Annotated in this window: 14 protein-coding genes and 1 tRNA gene; 9 read left to right on the forward strand and 6 right to left on the reverse strand. The window is 58.4% G+C overall.

Annotation, left to right across the window (positions count from 1 at the left end):
• Nucleotides 1-134: 134 nt before the first annotated feature.
• The 6 genes from ACE3PH_RS02525 to ACE3PH_RS02550 all read left to right on the forward strand — a co-directional run bounded on the left by ACE3PH_RS02525 (nucleotide 135) and on the right by ACE3PH_RS02550 (nucleotide 4,303).
• Complete coding sequence (locus ACE3PH_RS02525; RefSeq protein ID WP_374316175.1) at nucleotides 135-1,058, forward strand: branched-chain amino acid transaminase; 924 nt, start codon at nucleotides 135-137, stop codon at nucleotides 1,056-1,058.
• Between the two features lie 13 nt (nucleotides 1,059-1,071).
• Entirely contained in the window at nucleotides 1,072-1,281 is a 210-nt protein-coding gene (locus ACE3PH_RS02530) for a zinc-finger domain-containing protein (protein ID WP_374316177.1), read from the forward strand.
• A gap of 93 nt (nucleotides 1,282-1,374) precedes the next feature.
• Nucleotides 1,375-2,259, forward strand: coding sequence for a formyltetrahydrofolate deformylase (purU, locus tag ACE3PH_RS02535; RefSeq protein ID WP_374316179.1), 885 nt, complete (start codon nucleotides 1,375-1,377; stop codon nucleotides 2,257-2,259).
• 11 nt (nucleotides 2,260-2,270) lie between these two features.
• Nucleotides 2,271-2,729, forward strand: coding sequence for a nuclear transport factor 2 family protein (locus ACE3PH_RS02540; protein ID WP_374316181.1), 459 nt, complete (start codon nucleotides 2,271-2,273; stop codon nucleotides 2,727-2,729).
• Nucleotides 2,730-2,743: 14 nt separating this feature from the next.
• On the forward strand, nucleotides 2,744-3,748 hold the full coding sequence (locus ACE3PH_RS02545) for a YheT family hydrolase (protein WP_374316231.1): 1,005 nt from the start codon (nucleotides 2,744-2,746) through the stop codon (nucleotides 3,746-3,748).
• Between the two features lie 21 nt (nucleotides 3,749-3,769).
• On the forward strand, nucleotides 3,770-4,303 hold the full coding sequence (locus ACE3PH_RS02550; RefSeq protein WP_374316183.1) for a DUF2946 family protein: 534 nt from the start codon (nucleotides 3,770-3,772) through the stop codon (nucleotides 4,301-4,303).
• Between the two features lie 65 nt (nucleotides 4,304-4,368).
• Here the strand turns inward: ACE3PH_RS02550 and ACE3PH_RS02555 are convergent, their stop codons facing one another.
• On the reverse strand, nucleotides 4,369-4,872 hold the full coding sequence (locus tag ACE3PH_RS02555; protein ID WP_374316185.1) for a cytochrome c5 family protein: 504 nt from the start codon (nucleotides 4,870-4,872) through the stop codon (nucleotides 4,369-4,371).
• A gap of 99 nt (nucleotides 4,873-4,971) precedes the next feature.
• Between ACE3PH_RS02555 and ACE3PH_RS02560 the strand changes: the two genes are divergently transcribed.
• From ACE3PH_RS02560 to ACE3PH_RS02570, 3 genes are all read left to right on the forward strand, one after another.
• A tRNA-Arg gene (locus tag ACE3PH_RS02560) sits at nucleotides 4,972-5,047 on the forward strand.
• A gap of 248 nt (nucleotides 5,048-5,295) precedes the next feature.
• The gene (locus tag ACE3PH_RS02565) at nucleotides 5,296-5,517 is read left to right on the forward strand and encodes a DUF6471 domain-containing protein (protein WP_374316233.1); all 222 of its coding nucleotides are present in this window, start codon (nucleotides 5,296-5,298) and stop codon (nucleotides 5,515-5,517) included.
• A 279-nt stretch (nucleotides 5,518-5,796) separates the two neighbouring features.
• The gene (locus ACE3PH_RS02570) at nucleotides 5,797-7,392 is read left to right on the forward strand and encodes a hypothetical protein (RefSeq protein WP_374316187.1); all 1,596 of its coding nucleotides are present in this window, start codon (nucleotides 5,797-5,799) and stop codon (nucleotides 7,390-7,392) included.
• A 153-nt stretch (nucleotides 7,393-7,545) separates the two neighbouring features.
• Here ACE3PH_RS02570 and ACE3PH_RS02575 read toward each other — a convergent pair whose 3' ends face one another.
• From ACE3PH_RS02575 to ACE3PH_RS02595, 5 genes are all read right to left on the reverse strand, one after another.
• The gene (locus tag ACE3PH_RS02575) at nucleotides 7,546-8,997 is read right to left on the reverse strand and encodes a TniQ family protein (RefSeq protein ID WP_374316189.1); all 1,452 of its coding nucleotides are present in this window, start codon (nucleotides 8,995-8,997) and stop codon (nucleotides 7,546-7,548) included.
• The gene (locus tag ACE3PH_RS02580) at nucleotides 8,990-10,111 is read right to left on the reverse strand and encodes an AAA family ATPase (RefSeq protein WP_374316191.1); all 1,122 of its coding nucleotides are present in this window, start codon (nucleotides 10,109-10,111) and stop codon (nucleotides 8,990-8,992) included. The genes ACE3PH_RS02575 and ACE3PH_RS02580 overlap by 8 nt, the downstream gene beginning before the upstream one ends.
• Nucleotides 10,112-10,132: 21 nt before the next feature.
• Nucleotides 10,133-13,048, reverse strand: coding sequence for a TnsA endonuclease N-terminal domain-containing protein (locus ACE3PH_RS02585; protein WP_374316193.1), 2,916 nt, complete (start codon nucleotides 13,046-13,048; stop codon nucleotides 10,133-10,135).
• Between the two features lie 595 nt (nucleotides 13,049-13,643).
• Nucleotides 13,644-13,940, reverse strand: a complete 297-nt coding sequence (locus ACE3PH_RS02590) for a helix-turn-helix domain-containing protein (protein ID WP_374316195.1) — start codon at nucleotides 13,938-13,940, stop codon at nucleotides 13,644-13,646.
• 96 nt (nucleotides 13,941-14,036) lie between these two features.
• Nucleotides 14,037-14,963: esterase/lipase family protein (locus tag ACE3PH_RS02595; RefSeq protein WP_374316197.1), on the reverse strand; the 927-nt coding region annotated here is incomplete at its 5' end.

Genomic DNA, 14,963 nt, shown 5'->3' on the forward strand with positions numbered 1-14,963 from the left:
TCCTTTGTGGGCCGAACTTTGCGGGGGAGGGGCGATGGCAACTGCTCGGCGGGGCTACAATCACAGGTTACCCGGTTGTGCGCACGGTGCGCCCTGTTATGGCCGGGGCAAGACTTTTCCCGAAAGGACCCCTCATGTCGATGGACGATCGCGACGGCAAGATCTGGATGGATGGCCAGTTGGTGGAGTGGCGTGATGCCAAGATCCACGTACTGACCCACACTTTGCACTATGGCTGCGGGGCGTTCGAAGGCGTACGAGCATACAACACCGTCAATGGTCCAGCCATCTTCCGTCTGCGTGAACACACCGAGCGTCTGTTCAACAGCGCCAAGATCCTGCGTATGCCCATGCCCTTCACGATGGAGCAGGTCGAGCAGGCTCAGCTGGAAGTGGTCAAGGCCAACAACCTGGAAAGTTGCTACCTGCGTCCGCTGGTGTGGCTCGGCTCCGAGAAGCTGGGTGTGAGCCCCAAGGGTGCCAAGGTGCACGTCATGGTGGCTGCCTGGGCCTGGGGTGCCTACCTGGGTGAAGAAGGTCTCAAGCGCGGCATCCGCGTGAAGACCTCCAGCTACACGCGTCACCACGTGAACATCACGATGACGCAGGCCAAGGCGGTGAGCAACTACACCAACTCCATTCTGGCCAACCTGGAAGCCACCGAAGACGGCTACGACGAAGCCCTGCTGCTGGATGCCGCCGGCTTTGTCTCCGAAGGTGCTGGCGAAAACATTTTCGTCATCAAGAACGGTGTCATCTACACGCCTGATCTGTCTGCTGGCGCCCTCAACGGCATCACCCGCAACACGATCTTCCACATTGCCAAGGACCTGGGCCTGGAGATCGTGCAAAAGCGCATCACCCGCGATGAGGTCTACATCGCTGATGAAGCCTTCTTCACCGGTACCGCTGCCGAAGTGACCCCCATCCGCGAGCTGGACCGCATCCAGATCGGGCAGGGTTCGCGTGGCCCGATCACCGAGAAGATCCAGAGCGCCTTCTTCGACATCGTCAATGGCCGCAACGCCAAGTACGCCGAGTGGCTGACCAAGGTCTGATCAGGAGTTTGCGATGACTGCACAAGCACAAGCTGTGGTGGAAGTGTCTGCTGCCGACCTGCAAGGCGACGGCGTGGTGTTCTGCCCGAACCCGAAGATGGCCCAGTGGAGCACCCATCCCAAGGTGTTCATCAATGTGGCCAAGCATGGTCACGGCAAGTGTCCTTACTGCGGCACCGAGTACAAGCTCAAGGAAGGCGAGAAGGTCGGCCACGGACACTGAGTCTGCGCCGCCCAAACTGCCCCATGGCAAGAGGCCCGAGCTCGCTCGGGCTTTTTTGCTCAGGGGCCTGTCGCACCTACAATTGCCCCGACCATGAAGAACTCCCGCGAATTTGTCCTGACCTTGTCCTGCCCTGATGCCAAGGGCATCGTTCACGCTGTCTCCGGCCTCCTGTTCCAGGCCGGTTGCAACATCGTGGACTCGCAACAGTTTGGCGACGTGCAAAGCGATGACAGCACGGGCTTGTTTTTCATGCGCGTGCATTTCGATGCGCCGGAGCACCTGGCCGACGAGTCGACCCTGATGAACCTGTTCGGCCATGTGCGCGAGCAGTTCTCCATGACCGCCACGATCCGTGCGCGCGATCGCAAGCCCCGCGTGCTCATCATGGTGAGCAAGCAAGGCCATTGCCTCAATGACCTGTTGTTCCGCTGGCGCTCGGGGCTGTTGCCGGTCGAGATCCCGGCTATCGTGTCCAACCACCCCGATTACGCCGAACTGGCCGCCAGCTATGGCATCCCCTTCCACCATCTGCCTTTGCCCACCGGGGCGGGCGCCGACGTGAAGCGGGCCCAGGAGCAGCAGGTCGAGGCCCTGATCGACCAGGCTGGTGTGGACCTGGTGGTGCTGGCTCGCTACATGCAGATCCTCTCGCCCGAGTTCTGCGCGTTCCTCAAGGGGCGGGCTATCAACATCCACCACAGCTTCCTGCCCAGCTTCAAGGGTGCCAAGCCTTACTACCAGGCACACAACCGCGGCGTGAAGCTGATCGGTGCCACGGCACACTACGTCACTGCTGACCTGGATGAAGGCCCGATCATCGAGCAGGACGTGGCCCGTGTGGAGCATGCCCTGAGCCCCGAAGACCTCACGGCAGTGGGGCGCGATGTGGAGTGCGTGGTGCTGGCGCGTGCCGTGAAGTGGCACGTCGAACACCGCGTGCTGATGAATGGCCACAAGACCGTGGTATTCCGTTAAAGGCAAAACCCATGAGCGATTCACGAGCCCGCAAGGCCTCACAGGCGGTGTTGTTGGCTTCGGCAGATGACACCGAAGCGTCCTTCTACGAAGCGATGCAGCGAGCGGATCTGGATCGCATGATGGGCGTGTGGGCTGATGACGACGAAATCGCCTGCGTGCACCCCAGTGGCCCCCGCGTGGTCGGCCCGGTGGCGGTGCGGGCCGGCTTCGAGGCCATCTTCGTCAATGGCCCGGTCCAGGTGTCGATCCACCAGGTGCGTCGCCTGGAGTCGGGTACGGCCGCGGTGCACCACGTGATCGAGCGTGTGCAGGCCGAGTCGCCCGAGGGCACGCAAACCGCCTATATCCTGGCAACGAACGTCTACATGCGCACCGCGCTGGGTTGGCGCATGGTGCTGCACCATGCCAGCCCGGGTCAGCCACATGACATGCAGGAAGTGGCTGAGCCGGCCACCATGCTGCACTGAGCACCACCATGCCCATGCACGGCTACAAGGCGCCGCCCTGGCTGGCAGGCGTGGGCGCCTGGGGGGGCAATGTCCAGACCATCTGGCCGGCCTTGTTCTCCCACCACCATGATGACCGCCGCCCGCGTGGTGTTCCCTTTCAGCGCGAACGCTGGACTACGCCCGATGAGGACTTCATCGACGTCGACTGGTACTGTGCCGGCCCCGCCGATGCCGAGCGGCCCTTGCTGGTGCTGTTCCACGGCCTGGAAGGTTCCTCTGAAAGCCACTACGCGCAGGCATTTGCGCACTGGGCCCATGAGCGCGACTGGGACTATGCGGTGCCGCACTTCAGAGGCTGTTCGGGCGAACCGAACCGCGCACCCCGCACCTATCATTCGGGCGACTTCGAAGAGGTTGGCTGGATCCTGTCGCGCTTCAAGGCGGCACACCATGGCCCGGTGATGGCCATGGGCATCTCGCTCGGCGGCAACGCCTTGTTGCGCTGGGTGGAAGAGGCCGGCAGCACGGCATCCAGCACTGTGTGCGCTGCGGCGGCCGTGTCGGCCCCGCTTGATCTGGCCGCGGCTGGCCGGGCGATTGGCAGCGGCTTCAATCGGCTGGTCTATACCCGCATGTTCATGCGCTCGCTCAAGCCGCGTGCCTTGACCAAGTGGCAGCAGCACCCTGGCTTGTTCGACCGTGCTGCGTTGATGGCGGCGCCTGATCTCTATGCTTTTGACAATGCGTTCACGGCACCGGTGCATGGCTTTGCCAGTACCGAAGATTATTGGGCACGGTGTTCCGCCAAGCCTTGGCTGAAGGACATCACCGGTTTGCCAACCTTGGTGCTCAACGCCCGCAATGACCCATTCGTGCCAGCCAGTTGTCTGCCCGAGCGCCATGAGGTCAGCTCATGGGTGACGCTGTGGCAGCCAGACGAGGGCGGACATGTAGGCTTTCCTGGCGGGCCCGTGCCGGGCTATGTGACGCCGCTGCCCCGCACGGTGGGCAACTGGCTGGCTCAGCACCTGACCTGAACCTCCACCGGATGGAACACCATGGATGACATCGTCAAAGCCGCCCTGAAGAAGTGGCCCAATGTGCCTGATTGCTATGACTGGCTCGCGCTGGATGCGCGGGGCGACTGGTACATGCGTGACGAGCGCACCCAGCATGCCGGCCCCTTCCCGCAGGTCAAGGGCAGCCGCATCGTGCACGACAAGCTCAAGGAGTTCATCGGGCGCAATTACGAATCCGATGAGCGAGGGGCCTGGTTCTTTCAGAATGGCCCGCAGCGCGTGTACCTGACGCTGGAGGCCGCGCCGTGGGTGCTGGGTGTGCAGCGGCGCGAAGGTGGTCGGTTCGAGGTGGACACGCACACGGGCAAGCCGGTGCAGACCATCAAGTCGGCCTGGCTGGACGACATGGGGCGCCTGTTTCTGGAAACGGAGTGGGGCCTCGGCGTGGTGCGCTCACTCGACATGGATGCCGCGGCCGATGCGGTCGAGGCCGGTGTCTGGGAGCCGCAGGACATCCGCTTCGATGACCTGCCCAGACAGTTCGCCTACGTGCTGCACCCTGCACCCCAATGAAAAAAGCCGACCCTGAGGTCGGCTCTTTTTGGTCGATGCGGCAGGCCTGATGTCAGGCCTGTTGATCACTTCGATGCAGCGTCAGCAGCTTGTACCGGAGGCTCGACAAACTTGGCGCCAGCGTTGTTGGCCATGTAGGCAGCAGCACGGGTGATTTCCACGTCAGTGAATTGACCGCCACCTTGAGCGGTCATGTTGTTCTTGCCCTTGATGGCCGACTGCGCGAGCGCTTCCAGGCCTGCGCCAATACGTGGGCCCCAGGCTGCAGCATCACCAAACTTGGGGGAGCCCAGAGCACCCGTGGCGTGACAGGTGGAGCACTGCGCCTTGAAGACTTCTTCACCGGTGCGGTTGCCCGTGTTGGCGGCCACCGCTTTGATTTCCACCGTGCCGACCGGCATGATGCGCTGGCCGGTTGCCTGCGGGCTCATCATCGAAGCTTGGGCTGCATTGGTGTGCAGCACTTGCACATAGGCCACCAGTGCGGAGATGGCCAGCACTGGCACCCCGAAGGAAACCAGGGCAGCAGCGGCGAGAGAGGCGGAAGAGGCTTGGCGTTCTTGGCTCATGGAATCCTCAGAGGCGCAAATCGCGACGGAAATCGTGAAAACCTCAATTATAGAAGGTCTTTGTCAATTGCCGCGTTAGAATCCCGACTGCACTGCTGCGCGCCCGTAGCTCAATGGATAGAGTACTGCCCTCCGAAGGCAGGGGTTGCTGGTTCGATCCCAGCCGGGCGCGCCAATAGAGCCCCCATGACATCAAGCCCTTAGCGGATGTGAAGTAAAGCATTACTTGGCGCGATTGCCACGTAATGCTTTATGCGAAGTTGTGCCACGTAATGCTTTATTGACCCTCTTGGAGGGGTAGCGCTCAGGCCGAGCGAAAAATCTTTCGCGTTTTGCTGACTCAGCCTGTCAAAGGTCATGGCTGCAACAACCCCGAAATCCCATCCTCATCCAAGTCGTGTCACGGGCAAAGAGCACGAGCTGATGGCCGACGAGGCTAGGCGGCTCTTGCGAGCCGAGATGGTTCGTCGCGGGTTCAGTTACAAGATGCTAGCTGAAGCTCTTGCTGCGCAGCAGGGCGATGGTCCTATTGAGTCGGTGCAGTCCCTGACTAACAAAGTGAACCGTGGCCGGTTCTCCTTCGCTTTTTTCTTGCGAGCGGCTCGCGCCATGGGAGTCAATGCAATTGACTTGCCCTCACTTTGATAGCAGTTGTCTAGCGGCCCGTTGCTGCGGAAGCAAACGCGCAGCTCAATCGGCCATGCTACCTGCGCTCGTTCTTGTTGCTGTCACTTGTGATCGAAGCCGTTTGGGGGGACCTTGTGACCACAGGAAGATCGTGCACAACGCGAGATATCGGCACCGCGTTGAGTGACGCCAGAAGGGCGCGAGCTGCGTGCTGCCTGGGGCGGCGCACATCGTAGAAATCCCCCCGTTTGAATGGTATCCCTGGATACCTGGGCTGGGTCTCTTAGTATCAGCCGCATGAAGAAGCTCCCGTGGACTCACCCGATAGCCGCTCGCCTTGAGGCGCATGCACGACCCATCACTTACGAAGAAGCTGCCATGTACGTGCGTAATCAATTGCGCCGCTACAGCGTGGAGTCTGTCGTGTCATTGGCTCTGGAGTTGCTGCAACACGGAGAGCCGCAGAGCCATGAGCACTTGCAGACTTGGCCATGGATCACCTGCCTGGTGGTCAAGCTTGCGTGCGAGAACGACTCGATACCTTTACACGGACACGGTGTGCGCGCATGTCCTCAGCATGTCTTTGATCGTTGCCGCCAAGCTCTGTGGGATGCGCAAGCAGGTAAAGATCGACTTGATGACCCTCGCGGTGGCGTGTACTTGATGTTTCGTTCAATGCTGCAAGCGCAGTTGGCTTTCCAATCCAAACCAGGATGGGACTTTCTGAGGTTTCCAGCTCTTGTTCGCCGTTTACCCGAGGACCACCCATGCCGGATGTTGTTCGACCAGCAGTTCGGCATGACGCCGAACGTCTTCATTTGTTTGTGTTACGCAAGTGCAGCTCTGATTTTTAAGGGCGACCGCGTTCTTCATCCGAGCAGCTTCAAGAACCTGAGCCAAGCGTTCGGTGCAGGTGTGGAGAAATTCTTTGACTTGTTCTCTCGAGACCTGTTGGGTCTGCGTGCAGAGTTGCAGCGAGAGCTCAAAGTACGCTTGGACAAGGGGCACCCCTGGCGCCCGCGCAGCGAGTACAACGACTTTCCATGGCTGTCGAACTTTCCTCTTTTCAAGCGCAGTTCTAATGACTATGCCGTCTGGCACCCGTTGATCTTCGCGCGCGGATTGGAGAATGCCGTTCACCGCCGACTATCACGGCGTAAGGACGAGTATGCAGCTGAGTTCAGCAAGGTGTTCGAAGACTATGTCTTGGAGTTGCTGAGTGAAAGCGGAACCGTGTACTTGAGCGAAGAGGAGTACAAGAAGCGCTACGGACGTGACAAGAATACCGTGGAAGCCATCATTACAAAAGATGGGTCGAACATTTTCGTCGAGTCGAAGATGACAGCCTACTCCAGTGAAGTGACTGCTAGCGGTCAGGCTCCTGTGGTTTGGCAAGGATTGAAACGTGTCCGCCAAGCCATGGCTCAAGGGTGGGCGGTATCCACTGCGTTACGCAGCGGTGATTTTGCAGATCTGGCCTGCTCAAGAGCGCAGGAGGATTTCCTGATCGTGGTCACGAGCCAGCAGATGATGTGCGCCACTGGGGAGCACTTTCGCCGTCTTTTCAAACCAGGAGTATTCGATCCGGACGAGCAGCGGTCAACAGGTTCACGTCCGCCAAGTCCAGATGCGCAGCAGCTGGCTCGACTGCCACTCAAGAACATCATCATTGCGTCGATCGCGGAGTTCGAGCACTTGATGGTGGCAGTTGGCGCAGGTGAACTCGACCTGCTTGGTTTCTTGCGCAAGGTGGCGCAGGCCAACGAGGATCCACGAACCTCCGTGATGTTCTTGGCGCAGATGCTGGAGACTGCCCCTAGGCTCTCGCGTGCATTGATCGAGGCCAGGAGCGAGGCGGAAACTACTATGAAGTCAATTCTCTGCCCGATTTGAATTGGATGAGTAACCCGTTGACGATCAGGTTTCAAGACGTTCCTTCAGAGCGTCTCTGGATAGGTGTGCAACCTTGTTTCGGCATGCTGTGAGGTCGATGCACTTAAAAGGGGGAGTTCGCTGGTGGCGTGTCCCCCTCTACGGCCGTCACATTCAGGATCTGATCCGAATCCTCTCAGCGGCCTCGGTCGCCAACCTCAGCGTGGTGGCGCCTATGCGCAGCGAACTCGGTGTATTGCCGCTCTCGAGAGTGGCTGCAATTGCCCTGAGCGCCTGGGCACGGAGTTGCGACGGGTACCACTTTGTGCCAGCCGCTGCGCTGGCATTTCTCAAGCTGAGCGTTTGCCCAGACTGGATCAAATCGATGGCGATCTGTTCAGCCTCGCACACCGCTATGGTGCGCCGATTTTCATCTTCAGCCTGCTTGTTAGTGATCGTGTTCCCCCTCATCTGCATGTAGAGGTCTTCATGACGCCGCATGGTGGACAAGTCCACTTGCATTGCTCTGGCAACCTCGCTTGCAGTTTTGCCCTGGGTGATCGCTTCGGCCATGGCTTGTCTCAGGCGTTGATGATCAACACGCTTTACGGCACGGCGTCTGCGCAAGGGCTTTCGATCGCTCTCGGGCATTTCTATGGGGACCCATTCTCCTTGCAGTAAAGATGCGAGAGACACTCCCTCGATCCAGGCGATGTCCAGCAACTGTGCAATGGCCATTCGCGAGTTGGGCTTTCTGAGCCAATTCGAGAAGATCGACTTGGAGCCACCTACCTTGGCTGCGTACGCTTGGACGCCTCCTGCATCCTCTGCCTTTTGCTGGACAAGTTGCTTCATCGGAGTAGGAGATTGGACCCAGTTCGTACCTAGTGCAACCAACACCTGGGCACATTGCTCTGCACGCCAAATTTCTGAGGGTGAGCAGGTATCAGCACTTTTTGGGATGCACGAGAATCCGAGGGCGCCACATCCTCCGCAAACACCAGAGTGCTTGACGCGAAGGTAGGGATCTAGAGCTTCTGAGGGGGGCTTGCCGCATCTTGCGGGAAGCAAAGGCTTGCGGTGCACGGGACAGCACGAGACCGGCCCCATCCGCCACATCAGTCGCTCGTATGGCATTCGACTGGCAGCTAGATCCTCCCGTAGGCAGTCGATGCAGACACGTTCTTCCGTGGTGATGAGCTTGGTGGTCGAAACCAGGTTGGTTAAGCCAGCCAGCGTGCAGAGGTCCAGTTGCTGATTTCCAGTCGCGATCTCCAGTGCCTTAGCCCAACTCTTGGCACCAAGGCCTGTCCCGATCATCAGGTTGCCTGCGTTCTTGTCCCATCCCCACCCCCAACCCCATCCTTGCCGGTAGATGCGGCGCATGACGCGCTGCTCCTTCTTGTTTGGCGCCAGCGTTGAGCTGATGTCAGGATCATTGGCCATGGTGATGTTGACCAGCTTGCTTGGTGGAAGTGAGTGCTCATGGGCCAGCCTTTGCAGCAGGCTGTACAAAGATTCGATCTGGGCAGTGGTCTGTCCCTCTGGCGGGATCTTGTACAGAAGTGTGGCCTTGCGCTTCTGTGTTGATGCAGGTTGTGCGCGTGAGATGACCGTCTCAAGCATGTTCCACCTCGTGTTCTTCCTGCCGCATTACTGCCATGAGGGCCTCGTCGGATAATTGACCGTCGCCATAGCAAGCGCCGGCGAGTTTTGCCTCTCCCTCAACGGTCTCCTTCTCTAGGATGCTCAGTGATACTTCGCCCTTGATCGCCTTGCTGAAAAAGGCCTTGTCGAGTCGCTCATCTGTTGTATCCATTTGAAGAGTCAGAAGGCGCAGCAGGATGGATTTGGTTAGCCCGATTGACCCAAGAGACGCCAACATCAGAGGTTTCCAAATGGCGGTCAGGTTCGGTCGTTGACGGCATGGCCATTGCTCTTGGAACCTCTGAAGCTGCGCACGGTATTCAGTCTCGTCAGGGGTCATGGCCTTGCCATTCTTCGAGCTGACTTGGTACCTCTGGTAGTGGACAATTTCGCTGCGTCGAACCACTTGGCCGTATTCGATCATCAAATCTGCGATCTGATGTGTTCCGATCAGCACCAGCTTGGTATCGCCGATGTCGGCCAAGCTCTTCAGTGTGTCCATGATGGCGGAGTATTCGGAAAAGCGAAGCAGGTGCAATGCTTCATCCACAATCAGTGCGCGCACCTTGCGACGAAGAAGCATCTTCTCGACATGGCCGCGTAAGCTCGCCACCGATTGACGATCGCCTCGAACACCTTGTAGCTCGCCTTCTGTGACCTTGGACGGCCGTTTGTGGTCAATCTCTGGTTCGGCTCCAGCCTCCAGAATCCGACGATAGAGCATGCGCCAGGAGAGTGATTTTTCACCGTTGGCCGGAGCGCTCACGTGCAGCACTGGGCACTGATCTGGCGTTGCTGTTGGTCCGTAATGGCTGTCCAGTAGCGAGCTCAGTTCCTTGGCAAGTGTTGTTTTGCCGATGCCTGTCATGCCGATGATGGACACGATCTTGATGTCATTGTTAGGGTCCATCAGTTCAAGTAAGTCGCCGACCACACGCTCGAGTTCTCGGTGAGAGAGTTGGAGGAGGTAGTACCAACGCTTCCGGAACAGCTTGCTTTGCTTGAGCATGTCGGCATGAGACGTTTGCCAGATGAGCTCGTCCGCAGGTAATTTCTCGTCGGGGGTGTTTGGGACGCAGATATCTTCAGACATGGTTGTGATCCTTCCTTCGATTTAGCGGAACCGGCCAATCTTTTGAAGCAGACTGGGAGCTCGTGCTGGAGTTCCTGCCGGTATTGCTGGTTCGACTACTTCGTAGACTTCGATGACGGTCATATCGGACGCAATTACGGCAGCAGCTGCCGTTTCTATTTCGTCGTCGCTCATCGATGCAGTTGCCGGGCAGTTGTCTAGTTCAGACAACCTTGGTTCGAGGGGCCGTTCTAACTGGTCGATCTGACTGTTGGTCAGGGCGCGGAACGTCGGAGGTGTGAGGGTGTCCACTGCTGGATCGCTACGCTCCAGATCTGCGGGAATCTCCTTCGGCAAGGCGAGCGTCATGCCCTTTGAATCGTAGAGGTGTCGCATTTCTGCCTGCATGAGAGCCAGGCGAGGATCGAAGTCGATGGGTTGCCACGCCTTCTGTCTGTGGGTACGTAGAGCTGGATTCACCTGAGCTCTGGCTGCTTCACGCTTGGCATTGCGCCTCTCGGTTCGAAGCGCCAACTCCATTTCTCGACGCGTATTACGGTAAAGCCAGCGGCGATCGTTGCCAATGGCGGCGACCCAGCCTTGTGCGACCTGTACGTAGACCACTTTGGCATTCCACGGCTCCACACGTACTTCCACCTTGCTTCCCTTTCGCACCTTTCGTAGTGCAGGGTGTTGGTACCAAAGGCCATCCACCCACACTCCCCTTTGTGGATCGACCTTGTGGAATGGTCGGCCAGCGTGAGGGCTGGTTAGCAGCATGATGTTTTCGTCGAATTTCACGCCTTTGAACTCACGGACGCCTGTCTCGTTGAGTCTGCGTGCTTCGAACTCGTTTGGCGTGACACCCAGTGCGGGGTGTGGGCGACCGGGACGCTCGATGAAGAGGTAATGTTCCAGAACGGCGTATAGACCGGGTAAGGTCCACGCGGCAAAGCGAAACGGGTTCACGCTCTTGGTGACGAGGCGTGCGTCGTTACGCAGTATCCGGGTGTTGCCCTTCAACTCCGACAACACTTCTTCCTCGGTTGCTCCCAGCAGTCGTTCGATCATCGCGCCGCCTCTTGGCTGCCCGGGTGCTCTGAATCTCAAGTCGATGCCGTACAGCTTGCAGAACTCGCTGAGCTCCTTTGAGCGGAAGTCGCTCCCGTTGTCAACGGACAGTACTCTTGGTAGTCTGTTGTGGCGCCGGACGTAGTCACGCAGCACCATCAACACAACAGCTGTTCGGGGCGGATCGAACGAGAGGTAAAGGGCTCGTGTCTGCGCGGTGTGCCCATCGATCGCCAACGTCAGTGTTGGTTTGCCAAGCTCGTTGCCAGAAGGGGAAATTAGTGCAATGTTGGCTGTGGTGTGATCGATGTAGCAGATCTCATGAGGTCGAACACCATGTGTTGGAAAGGAGCAATCCAGTGCCTGCTGTATCGCTGAGGACTGGTAAGCAGAACGCTTGCCCTTTCTGGCTCGCGTTGAACCCAACTCTTCCGCGTGACGGCAGAAAGTTGTGTACGAAACCGCTCGCATAGGCTGTCCGTTGTCCTCTGTTTCCTCCTGGCACAGACCGACATACTTGTCCCATGCACCCTTCTTGTTGGTGTTTCGTTCGTCGTTGTAATGTTTGGCAATCGCCTTTTCGATTAGCGCTTTGTTTGCATCGCTGATGCGGGATTTGCGATTGCCTCGATGTTGTCGGCTGTCCACCAGGGCAAGAATTGCTTCGACGTCGTTGTCAGCGTGGGTAATGGCCTCGCGAAAGCGAGCCAGGCTGCGTTGGGAGTAGTTGGCATCGTCTCCTGAGCGGACGGCATCCAGCTTGCCGAGAGCTCGTTTCAGCTCGTCTGGCGGTACATCGGCAAAACTGATATTTCTATTGCCTTTTGGCGTCTGATCCAGTTCAACGATGCCGTTCTTGTGGCCGCCCAGAATCGCTTGGAGATCATGCGCAGACTGCTCTCCGTTCTCGTCTGAAAGCAGTACATCTCTTTCGCCGCAGAGAACAACGAAGTAGGTCTTACCGTTGAACCTTACGCGGCTGTTGGGCTTCAGCTCATAGGTGCCCGGGATAGGGAGTTGTGGCTCACGCTTGGCCGCTTCAACGGCCTTATTCGCTTGTTGCGTGTGTACGTCGGAGTAGACGACGAGATCTTGTGTGCATGCCAGTCGGTCTGAAGTCAGATCTACATAGATCCGCCGATCTGCAATGCACTTGAAGACAGCGTCTGCAGAGAATCCGGCATTGAGCAGCGCGACCAGTGGGACGATGCGCTGTGTTCGCACACGGTCTTCGATGGCTGCTGCTACCGGTTCTGGCAGCTTAGGGCTGTCATTTTTGCAGTAATCCTCCAAAAAACGCATGTTCTCCACCAGGATGGCTGGTAGCGAACTGTTTGCGCGCAACTCAAACCGAAACCCCAACTGGCTGAAGAACTCCTCGGCTGCGCGGTAGCGCCAGCGGTGTTGCTCATCCTTGTAAAACTGATGAGGGTTCTTCTCCATGGCTCGGATGAGCCTTGCATCGTCCCTGGTTTCCACAATGACGATTTCCGCTTCACGCACAACGAGCATGTCAGGCGTGTAGTTGGTCGTGGAGCGGACGATGCCGTCTTCCCGCTTGATGTCCAGTGTGACGTTGGGCGGTTGTGCGAAGTAGGCGATCACTTCTGGATCGTTCTCGAGCAGGATGGCATGCACATGCTCGCCCCGCCTGCTTTCGAGCCTCAGCCGAGCGTTCATCTTGTGACTGTGAAAGTCGAAGCAGACGTTACCCAGTTGCCCAGAGACATCACGTGATGGCCCGTCCTTGACACACTTGTGTAGGTACTGGCGGGCAGGTGCTGTCAGTCGTAACTGGAAGGCGATGGATTCGATGCGCTCCTGGAGCGCGACGGTGGCGCTGGTCTGTGCCAGACCATGTTTCTTGGGGATGGTGAGGTCAGTCATGCTGCCCCCCCTTCCTGTGCGCAGGGGAATGCGGCAGGGCGCACGTTGATCCGCATGTACATCTCCGGTGAGGGCGAACGAGCTGGGCCCGTTCGGGGTGAGAAATCACCAAAGATGGTATGTAAAACTCTTATAAGAGTTTTTATGCGTTGCGGGAATTTTTCACATTGACCACGGAAGTGGCTTGTGTGAAGGGTTGGTACGTGATGTGTGGGAGCAGTTGTCGGGCTTTGCCCGTTGAGCTCGACTTTCATTGGCTTGCCTTTCGTTGATACGAGCTAATCCAATCCGGCACATAGACGAAGTCTCTGCCGGTCGATAGTCAACGAAGGTCACGCAGTGCGTGCCAATGAAGAAAGGGCGGTGCTGGTTGGTTTGCCTGAAGTCGAGTTAGTCGCAAAAGTCTACACGACTTGCAGCGACCAGCACTAACGCTCAAATGGGTGGGGGCTGCCCTCAAGGTCAGCAGAGGGTGTCTTAATATTCTGAACAGACACAGGGAGACCAATGAAACTCGATCGCATCAGCAAGATTCGTGGGCATCGCATCTTTGACCATTTCGCATGGCCAGCTGACTTGGAACCTTTCGGCCGATTTAACCTGATCTATGGTTGGAACGGTAGTGGCACACCACATCGAACAACAAGGCGTCAGCATGGAGCTTGATGGCAGGGCGGGCAGCCTTGCGCCGCTGGGTGCTTTGCTCACGCGCCTGGGCGCTGGCGTAGCCCTCTGTGCCACTGTTGCGGCTCAACTCGCGGCTGATGGTGCTCGGAGACCTGTTGAGCATCCCGGCCATCTCTCTGATGCCGAACTTTTGCTGGACCAGACTGGCCAACGTCACGCGCTCTTCAGGCTGAAGTTGCTGGTAGTGTCTTGGGGTGCTTTGCATCTGCGGACCTTACAGGGTTGCAGGTGTTGCACTTCACTTTTGAATCCGCCAAGCTTGCCCAAATCAGCTCGGCTGCGTACAGCAGATGGCAGTTGTCTATGGCTGCATGAAATGCGCTTCCCGCAGAGCAATGTCCTCTCTCAGAATGCGCTGGATTTCCAGCACTGCCGCCGCGCTCTGTTGCACGCTGTGTCCTGAAATGATGATTTTCTCGGATTGCGCCCCGGGAAGATGAGCGCTGCGGTAAGGCACGAGACCATCATCGGAATCAGCGAGGGCCACTTCGGCATTGGCCTGGGCCACGATCGAGTGATAGCGCACCTGGGTAGAGATGGGAAAGTCCGCAGCCGTGCGCACGAATGGATCGTTTTCGTCGAGATTGTCGACGCTATTGGGGATATGCCCCAGGCTTTCATGGCTGCTGGCAGCCGCATCGGGCACCAGCGTGTGGGCGAGTTCTTCGAGCACCGTAATGGGAAAGCGGATAAATCCCGCCATCCAGCGCCCCAGGCGTCCACCCGCGACCGATGTGCCCCGATGAGGCGCCGCGATGAAGATGGCACTGCTGACATTCGGGAAGGGCTCGAAGCGCAACATGGGATCAATGCGCCTGATCTGCTGCGGCGTCAACCGACTGTGATCCGCAGCCAATTGCACCAGCGATTGATCGGTTGACGACACCATCAACCGCGCGATGACCCCGCCCATGCTATGCCCCACCAGCACGAGGTCGGACGACGCCGGCGCTTGGCCGGATGGGTCGAAATGCGTCAGCGTCTCCCCGAGCGCCCTGCGAATCATGGCGTGGTTCAACGCGACTGGCATGTTGGTCGGGTAGTAGACCTGCCAGATCTGGTAATGCTGGCGCAGGGCCTCATCGCCCAGGATTTCGTTGACGAGTTCCACCCAGGCTTCAGGGCTGCTGGCCAGTCCGTGCAGCATGACGATGATCCGCCTGTTCGGATCGTAGGGCTGCATCAAGTAGACGTGCGGGCGGTCGATGCCACCCTCGCGCCCGAGCAG

It is taken from the genome of Aquabacterium sp., assembly GCF_041909175.1.
Taxonomy (GTDB): Bacteria; Pseudomonadota; Gammaproteobacteria; order Burkholderiales; family Burkholderiaceae_C; genus Aquabacterium.

Coding starts and splice junctions, on each gene's coding strand:
- ACE3PH_RS02525 (WP_374316175.1), top strand. CDS start 135: ATGTCGATGGACGATCGCGACGGCAAGATCTGGATGGATGGCCAGTTG.
- ACE3PH_RS02530 (WP_374316177.1), top strand. CDS start 1,072: ATGACTGCACAAGCACAAGCTGTGGTGGAAGTGTCTGCTGCCGACCTG.
- purU (WP_374316179.1), top strand. CDS start 1,375: ATGAAGAACTCCCGCGAATTTGTCCTGACCTTGTCCTGCCCTGATGCC.
- ACE3PH_RS02540 (WP_374316181.1), top strand. CDS start 2,271: ATGAGCGATTCACGAGCCCGCAAGGCCTCACAGGCGGTGTTGTTGGCT.
- ACE3PH_RS02545 (WP_374316231.1), top strand. CDS start 2,744: ATGCACGGCTACAAGGCGCCGCCCTGGCTGGCAGGCGTGGGCGCCTGG.
- ACE3PH_RS02550 (WP_374316183.1), top strand. CDS start 3,770: ATGGATGACATCGTCAAAGCCGCCCTGAAGAAGTGGCCCAATGTGCCT.
- ACE3PH_RS02555 (WP_374316185.1), bottom strand. CDS start 4,872: ATGAGCCAAGAACGCCAAGCCTCTTCCGCCTCTCTCGCCGCTGCTGCC.
- ACE3PH_RS02565 (WP_374316233.1), top strand. CDS start 5,296: ATGGCCGACGAGGCTAGGCGGCTCTTGCGAGCCGAGATGGTTCGTCGC.
- ACE3PH_RS02570 (WP_374316187.1), top strand. CDS start 5,797: ATGAAGAAGCTCCCGTGGACTCACCCGATAGCCGCTCGCCTTGAGGCG.
- ACE3PH_RS02575 (WP_374316189.1), bottom strand. CDS start 8,997: ATGCTTGAGACGGTCATCTCACGCGCACAACCTGCATCAACACAGAAG.
- ACE3PH_RS02580 (WP_374316191.1), bottom strand. CDS start 10,111: ATGTCTGAAGATATCTGCGTCCCAAACACCCCCGACGAGAAATTACCT.
- ACE3PH_RS02585 (WP_374316193.1), bottom strand. CDS start 13,048: ATGACTGACCTCACCATCCCCAAGAAACATGGTCTGGCACAGACCAGC.
- ACE3PH_RS02590 (WP_374316195.1), bottom strand. CDS start 13,940: ATGCAAAGCACCCCAAGACACTACCAGCAACTTCAGCCTGAAGAGCGC.